10 protein-coding genes are annotated in these 15,227 nt (G+C 62.2%); 7 read left to right on the top strand and 3 right to left on the bottom strand.

Annotation, left to right across the window (positions count from 1 at the left end; translation table 11 throughout):
* Positions 1-20: 20 nt before the first annotated feature.
* On the bottom strand, positions 21-3,521 hold the full coding sequence (dnaE, locus tag ACR0NB_RS00525; protein ID WP_480774674.1) for a DNA polymerase III subunit alpha: 3,501 nt from the start codon (positions 3,519-3,521) through the stop codon (positions 21-23).
* Positions 3,522-3,866: 345 nt separating this feature from the next.
* Here dnaE and xdhA point away from each other — a divergent pair, with 345 nt between their 5' ends.
* The 7 genes from xdhA (at position 3,867) to ACR0NB_RS00490 (ending at position 13,250) form a co-directional block, all read left to right on the top strand.
* Entirely contained in the window at positions 3,867-5,228 is a 1,362-nt protein-coding gene (gene xdhA, locus ACR0NB_RS00520) for a xanthine dehydrogenase small subunit (protein ID WP_480774673.1), read from the top strand.
* Positions 5,225-7,627 carry a xanthine dehydrogenase molybdopterin binding subunit gene (gene xdhB / locus ACR0NB_RS00515; RefSeq protein ID WP_480774672.1) on the top strand — a complete coding sequence of 801 codons (2,403 nt, stop codon included), beginning with the start codon at positions 5,225-5,227 and terminating at the stop codon, positions 7,625-7,627. Before xdhA ends, xdhB begins: the two co-directional genes overlap by 4 nt.
* Positions 7,627-8,562, top strand: coding sequence for a xanthine dehydrogenase accessory protein XdhC (gene xdhC / locus ACR0NB_RS00510; protein WP_170366695.1), 936 nt, complete (start codon positions 7,627-7,629; stop codon positions 8,560-8,562). The genes xdhB and xdhC overlap by 1 nt, the downstream gene beginning before the upstream one ends.
* The gene (locus ACR0NB_RS00505) at positions 8,559-10,076 is read left to right on the top strand and encodes an ABC transporter ATP-binding protein (protein WP_480774671.1); all 1,518 of its coding nucleotides are present in this window, start codon (positions 8,559-8,561) and stop codon (positions 10,074-10,076) included. The genes xdhC and ACR0NB_RS00505 overlap by 4 nt, the downstream gene beginning before the upstream one ends.
* A 62-nt stretch (positions 10,077-10,138) precedes the next feature.
* Positions 10,139-11,221 (top strand): ABC transporter permease, encoded by a 1,083-nt coding sequence (locus ACR0NB_RS00500; protein ID WP_170337792.1) that lies wholly within the window; start codon positions 10,139-10,141, stop codon positions 11,219-11,221.
* Between the two features lie 2 nt (positions 11,222-11,223).
* Positions 11,224-12,144 carry an ABC transporter permease gene (locus tag ACR0NB_RS00495; protein WP_093962822.1) on the top strand — a complete coding sequence of 307 codons (921 nt, stop codon included), beginning with the start codon at positions 11,224-11,226 and terminating at the stop codon, positions 12,142-12,144.
* A gap of 32 nt (positions 12,145-12,176) precedes the next feature.
* On the top strand, positions 12,177-13,250 hold the full coding sequence (locus ACR0NB_RS00490; RefSeq protein ID WP_170358098.1) for a BMP family ABC transporter substrate-binding protein: 1,074 nt from the start codon (positions 12,177-12,179) through the stop codon (positions 13,248-13,250).
* Between the two features lie 53 nt (positions 13,251-13,303).
* On the opposite strand, the gene ACR0NB_RS00485 is transcribed toward ACR0NB_RS00490, so the two are convergent.
* Both ACR0NB_RS00485 and ACR0NB_RS00480 read right to left on the bottom strand, forming a co-directional pair.
* A complete protein-coding gene (locus ACR0NB_RS00485; protein WP_170358096.1) occupies positions 13,304-13,924 on the bottom strand; it encodes a CDP-alcohol phosphatidyltransferase family protein in 621 nt (206 codons plus the stop codon).
* A gap of 70 nt (positions 13,925-13,994) precedes the next feature.
* The gene (locus tag ACR0NB_RS00480) at positions 13,995-15,227 is read right to left on the bottom strand and encodes an HlyD family secretion protein (protein ID WP_170337786.1); all 1,233 of its coding nucleotides are present in this window, start codon (positions 15,225-15,227) and stop codon (positions 13,995-13,997) included.

The following is a 15,227-nucleotide window of genomic DNA, read 5'->3' as shown; positions in this document are numbered from 1 at the left end:
GGTTGGGCGGGACCACCACCCTAGACCTCTTCGACGGACAAGACCCCATCCAGTGATTTGATGGCACCCTTGATCTGGGGATTGATCGGGAATTCCTGCCCCAGGTCCATCTCGACCTCTCCCGGCAAGCCCGGATCCAGCAGACACAAATGGATCGGCCCTTTCGAGGCGTTTTTGGCCGCCCCCGCAGCATCCGCAAGAACGCTGGCGACCGTCGACAGCGCCTGTGATTGGTCCAAAAAGATACGAAGCCCGGTCGCGCCGGCCTCGGCCACGACTGAATCCGCCGGCCCGACCGAGCGCGCCAGCAGCTTCAGCTGGTCAGCCTCCATCGTGGCTTCGGCCGTCAGCACGACCTGCGCGCCGGTTTCCAGATATTCGCGTGATTTCTCTAGGGTTTCCGAGAACAGCGTCACCTCGTACGCCCCCGTCGGGTCGGACAGCTGTGCAAAGGCGAAACGGTTGCCCTTGGCCGATTTCCGCTCCTGTCGCCCGGCGACCACACCGGCCATCTTGGCGATCAACGGACCCGAGCGTGCCTTTTCGGTAACCTCGTCCAGCGTCATCACCTGCTTGCGTTTCAGCGCGGGCATATAGTCGTCCAGCGGGTGCCCGGAGAGGTAGAAGCCGATCGCCTTGAACTCTTCGCTCAGCCGTTCGGCGGGTAGCCAGTCGGGCGATTTCGACAGGCGCGGTTCGGGCAGGTCGTCGCCCGCCTCGCCGAACAGCGAGACCTGGTTCGAGTTCTTCTGTTCGTGGATCGCCGCCGAATACTGCACCAGCTGTTCGAGGCTTTCGAAGACCCGGCGGCGGTTCTTGTCCAGCTCGTCAAAGGCCCCCGCGCGGGCCAGCATCTCCAGCGGCCGTTTGCCGACCTTCTTCAGATCGACCCGGCGGGCAAAGTCAAAGAGGTTGACGAACGGCTTGTCGCCCCTGCCCTGCACCACGAGGTTCATCGCCTCGACGCCCACGTTCTTGAGCGCGCCCAGCGCATAGACCAGTTTGCCATCCACCACATCAAACGTCGCCTGCGACCGGTTTATGCAAGGCGGCACATAGGGCAGTTCCAAACCCTTGCGGACCTCTTCGAAATAGATCGCCAGCTTGTCGGTCAGATGGATATCGCAGTTCATGACACCGGCCATGAATTCGACCGGGTGGTTCGCCTTCAGCCAGCCGGTCTGATAGCTGACCACCGCGTAGGCCGCCGCGTGAGATTTGTTGAAGCCGTAGTTGGCGAATTTCTCCAGCAGGTCGAACACCTCGGACGCCTTCTTGGCATCTACCCCGTTCGCGGCTGCCCCGGCCTCGAATTTCGGGCGCTCGGCGTCCATCGCCTCTTTGATTTTTTTACCCATCGCGCGGCGCAGCAGGTCGGCGCCGCCGAGGCTGTAGCCCGCCATGACCTGCGCGATCTGCATCACCTGCTCCTGGTAGACGATGATGCCTTGCGTTTCTTCCAGAATGTGGTCGATCAGCGGGTGGACCGAGGTGATCTTGCGCTGGCCATTCTTGACCTCGCAATAGGTCGGGATGTTCTCCATCGGGCCGGGACGGTAGAGCGCGACCAGCGCCACGATGTCCTCGATGCAAGTGGGTTTCATGCGCTTGAGCGCATCCATCATGCCCGAGCTTTCAACCTGGAACACCGCCACCGTCTTGGCCGCGGAATAGAGCTTGTAGGTGGCCGGGTCATCCAGCGGGATGGCGTTGATCTGGTTCTCGGCCCCCTCGGCCGGCTCATAAAGCTGCCGACCGTCGGCCGCCACGTGCAATGGCCGTCCGGACTTGAAGATCAGGTCCATGGCGTTCTGGATGACCGTCAGAGTCTTGAGGCCCAGAAAGTCGAATTTCACCAGACCGGCCTGTTCGACCCACTTCATGTTGAACTGGGTGGCAGGCATGCCCGAGCGGGGGTCCTGATAGAGCGGCACCAGTTCGTCCAGCGGCCGGTCGCCGATCACCACGCCGGCGGCGTGGGTCGAAGCGTTGCGCAGCAGCCCCTCGACCTGCTGGCCGTAAGTCAGAAGGCGGTCGACCACCTCTTCGTTGCGGGCCTCTTCGCGCAGGCGCGGTTCGTCTTTCAGGGCCTTCTCGATCGACACCGGTTTGACGCCTTCGACCGGGATCATCTTGGACAGGCGGTCCACCTGGCCGTAGGGCATCTGCAGCACCCGCCCGATGTCGCGAACCGCAGCCTTGGACAAGAGCGCGCCGAAGGTGATGATCTGGCCAACCTTGTCGCGGCCGTATTTCTGCTGAACATACCGGATCACCTCTTCGCGGCGGTCCATGCAGAAGTCGATATCGAAGTCGGGCATCGACACCCGTTCGGGGTTCAGGAAGCGTTCGAACAGCAGGCTGTAACGCAGCGGGTCAAGGTCGGTAATCGTCAGCGCATAGGCCACCAGCGACCCCGCGCCCGAGCCACGGCCCGGACCGACGGGGATGTCGTGATCCTTAGCCCATTTGATGAAATCCGCAACGATCAGGAAATAACCGGGGAACCCCATGCCCTCGATGATGTCCAATTCGAAATCCAGACGCTTCTGGTATTCCTCGGGTGGGACGGCGTGCGGGATCACCGCCAGTCGGGCCTGCAGACCTACGTTGGCCTGGCGGCGTAGCTCCTCGACCTCGTCATCGGCGAATTTCGGCAGGATCGGATCCCGCTTGTAGGCCATGAAGGCGCAACGTCTGGCAATCTCGACCGTGTTTTCGATCGCCTCGGGCAGATCGGCAAAGAGCGTGACCATTTCCTGCGGCGACTTGAAGTAATGCTGCGCGGTCAGGCGGCGGCGACCTTCCTGCTGATCGACATAGGCGCCCTCGGCAATGCAGATCAGCGCATCATGCGCCTCGTACATATCCGAGGTCGGGAAATAGACGTCATTCGTGGCCACCAGAGGCAGGTTCTTGGCATAGGCCATTTCCACATGGCCGCGCTCGGTCAGGCGCTCGGCCTCGGGCTGGCCATCCTCGCCGGGATGACGTTGCAGTTCGATATAAAGCCGATCGGGGAACATCGCGGCCAACCGATCGACCAGCAACTCGGCCGCCGGACGCTGGCCCTGCTGCAACAGGCGGCCAACGGGGCCGTCCGGTCCGCCGGTCAAGCAGATCAGCCCATCGGAATGCGCAGCCAACTCCTCAAGCGTGACCTGCGGCAACTGCCCGCCCTTGTCCACATACAGGCACGAGCTGAGCTTCATCAGATGCTCGTACCCCGTCTCAGACTGTGCCAGCAGTACAATCGGCGCGGGGGGCTTGGGTTTTTCCCCCGGCTGCGCTTGGAAATATGCCAGATCAACTTGGCAGCCCATGATCGGCTGCACACCCGCACCGCTTGCGGTAACCGAAAATTCCAGCGCCGCGAACATGTTGTTGGTGTCCGTCACCGCAACTGCGGGCATGTCCATCTGCTCGCACAGCGTTGGCAGTTTTTTCAGGCGCACCGCCCCCTCAAGAAGGGAATACTCGGTGTGAACTCGGAGGTGGATGAATCGAGGAGTACTGCTCATACGAGGCAGGCTATCGCACTCGCGACCCGGGAAAAAGCCGGAACAGTTAGAGGTGATTGCTGAAAAAATAGCCGCGCATTATTCGGAGATTCCAGAAGGTGCTTCAGCCGACGCCACCTGGGTTACACCAAAATCTCTTTCAATTCAGATGCCTAGATAATAATGACGTGGTGCATATCAAGGCATGGGATCGGGAATGGTACATTCGGCAGGCAGTTTTTCTTGCCAGCGCGCACAGGCTGTTTCTAACATCTTCATGCAAGCTACAAGCCCGCTTCTTTCTCTACGTCGCATCGAGACAGGGGCACCCATGGGCGCAACCGGGTAAGGCGACGGGTTTCAAGAATGAATATCACGTTTCTTCTGAACGGAGAGACAGTGGAGCTGGCGGATGTCGATCCGACGGCCACATTGCTGGATTGGCTGCGCGAAGATCGCGGTCAGACCGGCACGAAGGAAGGCTGCAACGAGGGCGATTGCGGGGCCTGCACCGTCATGGTGACGGATGAGGCCGGCGCCAAGGCGCTGAATTCCTGCATTCTTTTTCTGCCTCAACTGCACGGCAAGGCAGTGCGCACGGTCGAGGGGGCGAGCGGGCCCGACGGCGAGCCGCATCCCGTGCAGCAGGCGATGGTGGACCTTCATGGCTCGCAATGTGGATTCTGCACGCCCGGTTTCGTGATGTCGATGGTGGCCAGCCACGCCAATGGCGCGACCGATCATGACACGCAGCTGGCCGGCAACCTGTGCCGCTGCACCGGCTATGCGCCGATCATCCGCGCCGCGAAGGCCGTCGAAGACCAGCCCGTGCCGGTCTGGGTCAAAGACAAGCCGGTCGCGGTCGAGCCCGCCTCGCCGATGATGCCACGCTCGTCCGACGAGCTGGCCGAGGTCTATGCCGCGCATCCCGAGGCGACTCTGGTAGCGGGGGCCACGGATGTCGGCCTTTGGGTGACCAAGCAGTTGCGCGACCTTGATCCGGTGATCTTTCTGGGCGGGTGTGACGATCTGAAGGAGATCTCGGTCACCGAAGACGAGGTGCGCATCGGCGCGATGGTGGACATGAACCGCATGGGCGCGGCGATGGCCGATCTGCACCCGTCCTATGCCGAGATGATCCGGCGATACGCCAGCGTGCAGGTGCGCCATGCGGCCACCGTGGGCGGCAACATCGCCAACGGCTCGCCCATCGGGGACAACCCGCCCACCCTGATCGCTCTGGGGGCGACGCTGCATCTGCGCAAGGGGGACGCGCGGCGGTCGATCCCGCTGGAGGATTTCTTTGTCGATTACGGCAAGCAGGACCGCGCGCCCGGCGAGTTCGTCGAGGCGGTCAGCTTTGCGCGTCAGGCGGACCGGCTGAAATGCTACAAGCTGAGCAAGCGCTTCGATCAGGATATCTCGGCCGTGTGCGGCTGTTTCAATATCTTCGTGTCAGATGGCGTCGTGACGCAGGCGCGGATTGCGTTCGGCGGCATGGCGGGCATTCCGAAGCGGGCCGCGGCGGTCGAGGCCGCCTTGGTCGGCAAGCCTTGGACGCACGAGACCGTTCAGGCCGCGCTGCCGGCGTTTGACAGGGATTTCACGCCGCTGACCGACATGCGCGCCTCGGCCGAATACCGGCTGGAGACGGCCAGGGCGATGTTGGAGCGGTATTTCGCCGAGGATCAGGGCGAGTTGATCAACGTTCTGGAGGTGTCGGCATGAGCGTGACCAAGCCCCTGCCCCATGACGCCGCACCCCTGCATGTGTCGGGAACCGCCCGCTATGTTGACGACATTCCGACGCCCAAGGGCACTTTGCATCTGGCGTTCGGCCTGAGCTCGATCGCCAAGGGCCGGATCACGGCGATGGACCTGTCGGACGTCCGCGCGGCCCCGGGGGTCGTGATGGTGATGACCGCTGAGGACCTGCCCTTTGCCAATGACGTCTCGCCCTCGATCCATGACGAACCGCTGCTGTCCGACGGCACCGTTCACTACGTGGGCCAGCCCGTGTTTCTGGTTGTCGCCACCAGCCATCTGGCCGCCCGCAAGGCCGCGCGGTTGGGCAAGGTCGACTATGCCGAGGAAACGCCGATCCTGACGATCGAAGAGGCTCTGGCCGCAGACAGCCGGTTCGAGGACGGCCCCCGCATCTATGCGAAGGGTGATGCAGATGCCGCCATCGCGCTGGCGTCGCATATGATCGAAGGCACGTTCGAGATCGGCGGGCAGGAGCATTTCTACCTGGAAGGTCAGGCCGCGCTGGCGGTGCCGAACGAAGGCAGCGACATGCTGGTGCATTCCTCGACCCAGCACCCGACCGAGATTCAACACAAGGTCGCCGACGCTTTGGGCGTTCCCATGCACGCGGTGCGGGTCGAAACCCGGCGGATGGGTGGCGGGTTCGGTGGCAAGGAAAGCCAGGGCAACGCGCTGGCCGTGGCCTGCGCAGTTGCGGCACGGGCAACCGGTCGAGCCTGCAAGATGCGCTATGACCGTGATGACGACATGACCATCACCGGCAAACGCCACGCCTTCCGCATCAGCTACAAGGCCGGGTTCGATGAAAACGGCCACGTTCAGGGCGTCTCGTTCAAGCATTATGCCATCTGCGGCTGGGCGCAGGACCTGTCGCTGCCGGTGGCCGACCGGGCGATGCTGCATTCGGACAATGCCTACCTGCTGCCCAACGCGCGGATCGAGAGCCATCGGCTGAAGACCAACACGCAGTCGGCCACGGCGTTTCGCGGCTTTGGTGGGCCGCAAGGCATGGTGGGGATCGAGCGGGTGATGGATCACGCGGCGCATGTGCTGGGGCTGGACCCGGTCGAGCTGCGGCGGCGGAACTACTATGAACCGGTGCACGCGGGCGATGAAGAACCGGTGCGGGACAAGCCGCTGGGCCACCCGGATCCGCACGAGGATCTGACCAGCCGCGGCGCGGTCGAAACCGGCCGCTCGGTGGTGCGCCCTGTCCCCGCGGGTGGGAACACCACCCCCTACGGCATGGAAGTCACCGATTTCGAGCTGCATCCCATGACCGAAGCCCTGCTGGAGTCCTGCGATTACGCAGCCCGCAAGGCGGCAATCGAGAAGTGGAATGCCGAAAACCGCGTGATCAAGAAGGGCATCGCCTTTTCACCGGTCAAGTTCGGGATTTCCTTCACGCTCACCCATCTGAACCAGGCCGGGGCGTTGGTGCATGTCTACCAGGACGGCTCGGTGCATCTGAACCATGGCGGCACCGAGATGGGCCAGGGCCTGTTCCAGAAAGTGGCGCAGGTAGCGGCCGCGCGGTTCGGCATTCCGCTGGAGATGGTGAAGATCACCGCGACCGATACCGCCAAAGTGCCCAACACCTCGGCCACGGCGGCCTCGTCCGGCAGCGATCTGAACGGGATGGCGGTCAAGGCCGCCTGCGACACGATCCGCGACCGGATGGCCGCCTATCTGGCCGAGCGGCATCAGACCGATCCATCGGCGGTCGTCTTTGCCGATGGCCGGGTCAGTGTGGGCGAGGAAAGCTACAGCTTTGCCGAAGCCGCGGCGCTGGCCTATCAGGGGCGTGTCAGCCTGTCGGCAACCGGGTTCTACAAGACCCCCAAGATCGAGTGGGACCGGATCGCCGGACGCGGGCGCCCGTTCTTCTATTTCGCCTATGGAGCTTCGGTGACCGAAGTCGCCGTGGACACTCTGACCGGCGAGAACCGCATCCTTCGGACGGATATCCTGCATGATGCGGGTGCTTCGCTGAACCCTGCGCTGGATATCGGGCAGGTCGAGGGCGGCTATGTGCAAGGTGCGGGCTGGCTGACGACCGAGGAACTGGTCTGGGACGACAAAGGCCGGCTGCGCACCCATGCGCCATCGACCTACAAGATCCCCGCCTGTTCGGACCGACCGGGTGTGTTCAACGTTGCGCTTTGGGATGGTAAGAACCGCGAAGACACCATCTATCGCTCAAAAGCAGTGGGCGAGCCGCCTTTCATGCTGGGCATCTCGGCCTGGCTGGCGTTGTCGAACGCGGTTGCGGCCTGCGGCGACGGGTATCCTGCGATCAATGCCCCGGCCACCGCCGAAGAGGTCTGGACCGCCATTCAACGCATGCGTGGAGGTACCTGATGGGATTTGACCGGGAGACTTTGAGGGAGGCGGTCAAGACGCATGGCAAGGTGACCCGCGTGGTCATTGCCGCAATCCGAGGCTCGTCCCCGCGCGAGGTCGGCGCCGCGATGCTGGTCTGGAAGGGCGGGCAATCCGGCACGATCGGGGGCGGCACGCTGGAGTATCAGGCGACTGAGGCCGCCCGGGTCCAGCAAAGCCCAACCTGCCTGTCCCGCCATGCGCTGGGTCCCGACCTCGGGCAATGCTGTGGCGGTGCCGTAACGCTGCTGAGCGAGGTCTATGACCTGAAATCCATCGAGGCCCTGGACGATACCGTCATCGCACGCCCGACTGCCGGTGGTGACATGCCATTGTCGGTCAAGCGGCTGCTGGCAACCGCACGCGCACAGGGTATCGCGCCTGACCCACAATTGCTTGACGGCTGGATGATCGAGCCGGTGCACACACCGACCCGCCAATTGTGGATCTGGGGGGCCGGTCATGTCGGACGGGCGCTTGTGGATGTGCTGTCGCCTCTCCCCGATCTTGCCATCACCTGGGTGGACACCGCCGCCGACCGGTTTCCAGCTGACATCCCAGCAGGTGTAACCGTGGTTCCGGCAGCAAACCCGGCCGACCTCGTGCGCCACGCACCGGTCCAAGCCGAGCACTTGGTGCTGACTTATTCACACAATCTGGATCTGGAACTGTGCAACCGGCTATTGACGCACGGTTTTCACTTTGCCGGGCTGATCGGCTCGGCTACGAAATGGGCGCGATTCCGTTCGCGCCTGGCTGCGCTGGGTCACTCACCGGCTCAGATCGCCCGGATCACCTGCCCGATCGGTGACCCATCGTTGGGCAAGCACCCGCAGATGATCGCAGTTGGTGTGGCAGCGCAAATTCTGCGCCCCGCCCGACAGAACGACTTGAAGAAGGACCAGAGCGCGTGACCACTCCACTACTGAGCTTGCAGGGGCTGACCAAGGCCTATCCCGGCGTCGTGGCCAACGACCACGTGTCCTTTGACATCGGTGAGGGCGAAGTTCACGCCCTGCTGGGCGAAAACGGCGCAGGAAAATCCACGCTGGTGAAGATGATCTACGGGCTGGTCAAGCCGGACAGCGGCACGATGCTGTTGCGCGGCCAACCCTATGCGCCGGCCGAGCCGCGCGCGGCCCGTGCCGACGGCATCGCCATGGTGTTCCAGCATTTTTCGCTGTTCGACGCGCTCAACGTGGCCGAAAACATCGCCCTGGGCATGGAAAGCCCGCCGCCGATGGGTGATCTGGCATCGCGTATTCGCGAGGTCTCGGAGACCTATGGCCTGCCGCTGGATCCGTATCGTCGGGTTGGTGACCTGTCCGCCGGTGAACGCCAGCGAGTTGAGATCATCCGCTGCCTGCTGCAGGACCCAAAGCTGCTGATCATGGACGAACCGACCTCGGTCCTGACCCCGCAGGAGGTAGATATCCTGTTCGAAACACTGAAAAAACTGCGGTCGGAAGGAACTTCGATCCTGTACATCTCGCACAAACTGGAGGAAATCCGCACGCTGTGCGACCACGCCACCATTCTGCGGCTGGGCAAGAACGTGGGTGAATGCACACCCAGCGAAACATCCGCCCGCGACATGGCAGAAATGATGGTAGGATCAGCCCTTCAGACTCCTGAACGGTCCGGGCGCGAGTTCGGACCCGTCGCGCTGGATGTTTCCGGGCTTTCGGTTCCGTCCCCTTCCGAATTCGGGACCGCGCTGAAGAACGTGCACCTGACCGTCCGCAAGGGCGAAGTCCTTGGCATCGGCGGCGTGGCCGGCAACGGTCAGGACGAACTGCTGGGCGTTCTGTCCGGTGAAATCCTGACGGACGCGGATGCGATCCGCTTCAACGGCCAGCCGATCGGCAAACTGGGCCCGACGGCCCGGCGCAGACTGGGTGTGCTGACGGCCCCAGAAGAGCGGTTGGGACATGCCGCGGCGCCGGACATGAGCCTGACGGAAAACGCTCTGCTGACCGGCTCGGTGCGCGAGTCTCTGGAGAAGAACGGTTTTTTGAGATGGGCCGACACCCGCGTGTTTGCGGAAAAGATCATTCAGGCATTCGACGTGCGGACCCCGGGGCCGGAAAACGCCGCGCGGTCGCTGTCGGGCGGCAACCTGCAGAAATTCGTCATCGGCCGGGAAGTCCTGCAAAACCCCGAAGTTCTGGTCGTGAACCAGCCGACCTGGGGCGTCGACGCCGCCGCAGCCGCTGCGATCCGTCAGGCCATTCTGGACCTTGCGGCCAAGGGAACGGCGGTGGTCTGCATCAGCCAGGACCTGGATGAACTGATGGAGATTTCCGACAGTTTCGCCGCCTTGAACGAAGGGCGCCTCAGCGCTCCGCGACCCACAACTGGCCTGACCGTCGAAGAGATCGGTCTGATGATGGGCGGCGCGCATGGGATGGAGGTGGCCCATGTGTAGCCTACGGTGCCGCCTCTGGCGCAATAATCCAAAAAAGACGAAGACTTTGGGGGGATGAGCAAATGATAGTGTTGGAGAAACGGCCACAGCCGTCCAAGGCGTGGTCTTATGCCACCCCTCTGGTCGCAGTGCTGGCGACCATGGTTTTCGGCGGGTTGCTGTTTGCAATTCTGGGCAAAAACCCGGTGGAAGCGATCGGAACCATCTTCTGGGAACCCCTGTTCGGAGAATTCTCATTCTACTACCGACCGCAACTGCTGGTGAAGGGCGCACCGTTGGTTCTGATCGCCATCGGTCTGTCGCTGGGCTTCCGCGCCGGTATCTGGAATATCGGTGCCGAGGGCCAGTACATCATGGGCGCTATCTTCGGCGCCGCGGCCGGCCTTGCCTTCTACCCTCTGGACGCGTGGTACGTCTTTCCAATCATGGTGATCGCCGGCGCGTTCGGCGGCTGGATCTGGGCGATGATCCCTGCCCTGCTCAAGGTTCGGTTTGGAACCAACGAGATTCTCGTTTCTCTGATGTTGGTTTACGTGGCCGAGCAGTTTCTGGCCTCGATGTCGCTGGGTCTGCTGAAAAACCCTGAGGGGTTCGGGTTTCCCGGCTCGCGCAACCTGCAGTCCTATGAAAGTGCCCACAATGCCGAACTGTTTGCCGGAACCGGCATGCACTGGGGCGTCGTCGCGGCCTTTATCGCGGTGATCTTTGCCTATGTCCTGCTGAACCGGCACATGCTGGGATTTCACATCCGCCTTACAGGCGAAGCTCCGCGCGCGGCACGATTTGCCGGCGTGAATCCCCCGCGGCTGATACTGTTTTGCCTGGGGCTGTCGGGCGCGTTGGCCGGTCTTGCCGGTATGTTCGAGGTCTCGGGCCCGTCCGGCGTGGTCAGCATCGACTTCAACGTGGGTTACGGCTTTACCGCGATCATCGTGGCGTTTCTGGGCCGTCTGCACCCGGTGGGCATCCTGCTGGCCGGCGGCCTGATGGCGCTGACCTATATCGGTGGCGAAATCGCACAATCGCAGCTGGGGCTGCCCGCTGCGGCCATCCAGGTGTTCCAGGGAATGCTTCTGTTCTTCCTGCTGGCCTTCGATCTTTTGACCAACTACCGCATCCGTGCGGCCCGTAGCGAGGTGGCGTGACCATGGACCTTGGAGAAATCAATCCCGTTCTTTTGCTGGCCTCGTTGATGGTTGCCGCAACCCCGCTTCTGCTCGCGGCGATCGGAGAGCTTGTCGTCGAAAAGGCCGGCGTTCTGAACCTCGGCGTCGAAGGCATGATGATCGTGGGCGCAATCAGCGGATTTGCGATCTCGGTCGAAACAGGCTCGCCATGGTTGGGTTTTGTCGCGGCGGCCGTTGGCGGTGCGCTGTTGTCGCTGCTGTTCGTTCTGCTGACCCAGTTCGCGCTGGCGAACCAGGTGGCCAGCGGTCTTGCGCTGACGCTGTTTGGCTTGGGCTTCAGTGCACTTCTGGGCCAAAGCTATGTGGGCATCAAACCGCCCAGCATGGGGGACATCCATATCCCGCTGCTCAGCGATATTCCGGTCATCGGCCCGATCCTGTTCCAACATGATCCGATCCTCTATGTCGGGATCGCGTTGACGGCAGCGGTATGGGCCACTCTGAAATACACCCGCGTCGGGCTGATCCTTCGTGCGGTGGGTGAGAACCACGATGCCGCGCATGCTCTCGGCTACAAGGTCATCAAGATCCGCATTTTGGCGATCCTGTTCGGCGGGGCCTGTGCGGGGCTTGGCGGTGCATATATCAGCCTGATCCGGGTCCCTCAGTGGACCGAAGGCATGACCGCCGGAGTCGGCTGGATTGCTCTGGCTCTGGTGGTGTTTGCCAGCTGGAAACCGTGGCGTGCCTTGCTGGGTGCCTATTTGTTTGGCGGAATCACGGTCTTGCAGCTTAATCTGCAGGCAGCGGGCGTTGCCATACCTGTCGAGTATCTGGCAATGTCGCCCTACATCATCACGATCCTTGTGCTTGTGATCCTTTCGGCCGACAAGAGCAGCGCACCTGCCTCACTGGGCCGGACCTTCCACGCCTCGCACTAGGGGCCAACTGTACCAACTTGGGGAGTAACTAAATGAAATTCACTTCACTTCTGGCAAGCGCCGCCATGGCACTTGGCCTTGCCACGGGCGCCGTGGCCGAGGACAAGACAAAGGTCGGTTTCGTCTATGTCGGCCCGGTGGGCGACGGCGGCTGGACCTATGAACACGACAAGGGCCGTCAGGCCGTCGAAAAGCACTTTGGCGACAAGGTCGAAACCGTGTACGTGGAATCGGTGCCCGAAGGCCCGGATGCCGAGCGCGTCATGACCCAGATGGCGCTGGAAGGCGCTGACCTGATCTTCACCACCTCGTTCGGCTACATGGACCCGACCATCAACGTGGCCAAGAAATTCCCGGACGTGAAATTTGAACACGCCACGGGCTACAAGACCGCCGACAACGTGTCGGTCTACTCGGCGCGTTTCTATGAGGGTCGCGCTGTCCAAGGTCATATCGCCGGCAAGATGACCAAGTCGAACATCATCGGCTACATCGGTTCGTACCCGATCCCCGAAGTGATCCGCGGCATCAACTCGGCCTTCATCCACGCCAAGAAGGTGAACCCGGATGTCGAGTTCAAGATCGTCTGGGCCTACACCTGGTTCGATCCGGCGAAAGAGGCCGACGCGGCGAAGGTTCTGATCGAACAGGGCGCAGACGTGATCCTGCAGCACACGGACTCGACCGCACCGCAAGCGGCCGCACAAGAAGCCGGCAACGTGATCACTTTCGGCCAGGCCTCGGACATGAGCGAATATGCTCCGATGCCGCGCGTCAGCTCGATCATCGACAACTGGGCGCCCTACTACATCGCGCGCACCCAGGCCGTGATGGACGGCACCTGGGAGTCGGTGAACACCTGGGACGGCATCAAGGAAGGCATGGTTGAAATTGGCGAGATTTCCGACGCCGTTCCGGCCGACGTCAAGGAAGAGGCGCTGGCCCTGAAAGCCGCGATTGCAGATGGCAGCTATCACCCGTTCACCGGGCCGCTGAGCAAGCAAGACGGCAGCGCCTGGCTGGCCGAGGGCGAAGTGGCCGATGACGGCACTCTGGCCGGCATGAACTTCTATGTCGAAGGGCTGGAAGGCGACATCCCTCAATAAGCGGGAAATGTACTGTCAGCAAACCCAAAGCCCGCCGGAAACGGCGGGCTTTTTCAGTTCCCGGAACGGTTGCCGAAACTGCGGGCTGCCAACACGATCCGGGATGTGGCAGTCAGGAAACACAAGCTGCCGAATATCCACGCCAAAGCGGCAAACGCATCTGGCACCAGACACAAAAGAACAAGGAAACCGATCGTTTCGGCCCCCTCCAGCAAACCACCGGAAAAATACAGGGCCTTCTGCCCTCTTGCGTCGGTCTTCAATCCGTGCCGGTCGGCCAGCAGCGAAAAGCCCAGAAAACTGGTGCCGTTGAAATAGAAGGACAGCAGGAGGAAAGCACCGGCCACGCCATTGGAGGCCGGGTCAGCCAGAATAAATGCGAAGGGGATGGCGCCGTAGAACAGAAAGTCGCAGGTGATATCCAGATAGCCGCCGAAATCGGTGCCGCCCCGGGCACGCGCAACAGCACCGTCCAGCCCATCCGCGAGGCGCGACAGCAGTAACGGCACCAGCGCCCAGTACGTCGCGCCGGCCACGATCAGGCCCGCTGCGACCAAACCAAGAGCCAGCCCTATCAGCGTCACCTGGTTTGCCGTAAAGCCCAACCGCGCGAGAAAACGGCCCTGTGCGTTCAGGGCCGGGTCGATAATCGGGCGGATTTGCGCATCAAACATGTGCGGCAATTAACCGGGGACCGGCACCATTTCCAGACACAATAGCGCGAGAACACTCACGTTCCCGCCATCAGTGGCCGCTTAGAACCAGCGTGTTCACAGGCATCAGGATCAGACGCAGTCGCAAGCCTGCCGCATGAACCACACCGATCGTGTCCACGACATGCAGGAATGCCCTTTCCCAGAAACCCAGATCTTCGTGTTCAAGCCTGTCGTGATTGTCGGTGTAGACATTGGCAAGACAGTTGCTGCCCGGGGGAACCTTGTCTGCCAGCCCTTCGTAAAGCGGCTCGAGGTACACGAGGATTGATCCGGGGGTTGTGTTCTGTTGAACGTCGCGCAATTCGTCGGTGGGCCGGATCTGTCCCGAAGGGATCACATCCTGCACCTGGACCACAACGACCGGAATCACCGTGAATGGCCGTGTCATACAGCCCAGCTCTCCGATCATTCCCGGTTTGATCACCTGCGCAGACATCTGGTTGAAAGCCGCCTGAAACCGGTCGCGGCCGGAATCCGTCGGAACCAGAATCCCCGCCGGGCGCATCAGCGGGCTGACAAAATCGCCGACCCGTAGCCCGAACTGTTCGACACGGCCCGTCACACCGGCGCTGATTGTCGTCTTGTCCAATTCGGCCAGTGCGGCATCCAGCTGCGCCTCGGCGCTGGCCAACTGGGCAGGGATCAGTTCTTCGATCTTCTGAACAACGGCCGCCTTTTGGGATTGCGCGGCCAGAACCTTGGCCTCGCGCTCGGCGACAAGGTTTTCCAGTCGCTCGATCTCGGTCAGGCGGACTGCGCTGGATCCCTGATCGCGCAGGGTGGTGTTGCGCTCCAAATCCTCAAGCGCCTGCGCCAGCGCCGCCTGCGCGCCTGCAATGCCGGCTTCCGCCTCGGCCAGATCCGTTTGCGCGACCTTCAGCGAGGCCTGTATCTGAGCAATCTGGGCATGTGCGGCTTCGACCTGCGCGCGCTGGGTGAAATCCTCGATACGAAAGATCGGCTGGCCCGCGGTGACCATCTGGTTGTTGGTGACATAGACCTCGGACACCCGCCCACCCAGTTGCGGAAGAATCGTCACGGTCCGGAAATAGGACGCCGCCGTTTTGCTTGCCGGATGGAAGTAGAACAGCGTGGTAATCACTGTCAGCGCAAGGATCGCGCAGGCGGTCAGCCCCCAGCGCAGTTCGTACCACATGGTGAACAGCGTGATTTCGTGGCCTATCCGTTTTCCCTGAACGAAGCGTCGGAACAGAAAGTCGGGCAGAACGGTAACCAGTGCGCACAGAAATGTTTCGATCAT

The organism is Ruegeria sp. CG3 (assembly GCF_056537205.1).
The sequence above is the reverse complement of the archived record's forward strand: the minus strand, read 5'-3'. Positions and strand labels throughout refer to the sequence as shown.

Bases quoted from the DNA above. Each gene is read 5' to 3' on its own strand.
- dnaE (WP_480774674.1), bottom strand. From the start codon at position 3,521: ATGAGCAGTACTCCTCGATTCATCCACCTCCGAGTTCACACCGAGTAT.
- xdhA (WP_480774673.1), top strand. From the start codon at position 3,867: ATGAATATCACGTTTCTTCTGAACGGAGAGACAGTGGAGCTGGCGGAT.
- xdhB (WP_480774672.1), top strand. From the start codon at position 5,225: ATGAGCGTGACCAAGCCCCTGCCCCATGACGCCGCACCCCTGCATGTG.
- xdhC (WP_170366695.1), top strand. From the start codon at position 7,627: ATGGGATTTGACCGGGAGACTTTGAGGGAGGCGGTCAAGACGCATGGC.
- ACR0NB_RS00500 (WP_170337792.1), top strand. From the start codon at position 10,139: ATGATAGTGTTGGAGAAACGGCCACAGCCGTCCAAGGCGTGGTCTTAT.
- ACR0NB_RS00495 (WP_093962822.1), top strand. From the start codon at position 11,224: ATGGACCTTGGAGAAATCAATCCCGTTCTTTTGCTGGCCTCGTTGATG.
- ACR0NB_RS00490 (WP_170358098.1), top strand. From the start codon at position 12,177: ATGAAATTCACTTCACTTCTGGCAAGCGCCGCCATGGCACTTGGCCTT.
- ACR0NB_RS00485 (WP_170358096.1), bottom strand. From the start codon at position 13,924: ATGTTTGATGCGCAAATCCGCCCGATTATCGACCCGGCCCTGAACGCA.
- ACR0NB_RS00480 (WP_170337786.1), bottom strand. From the start codon at position 15,227: ATGATCGAAACATTTCTGTGCGCACTGGTTACCGTTCTGCCCGACTTT.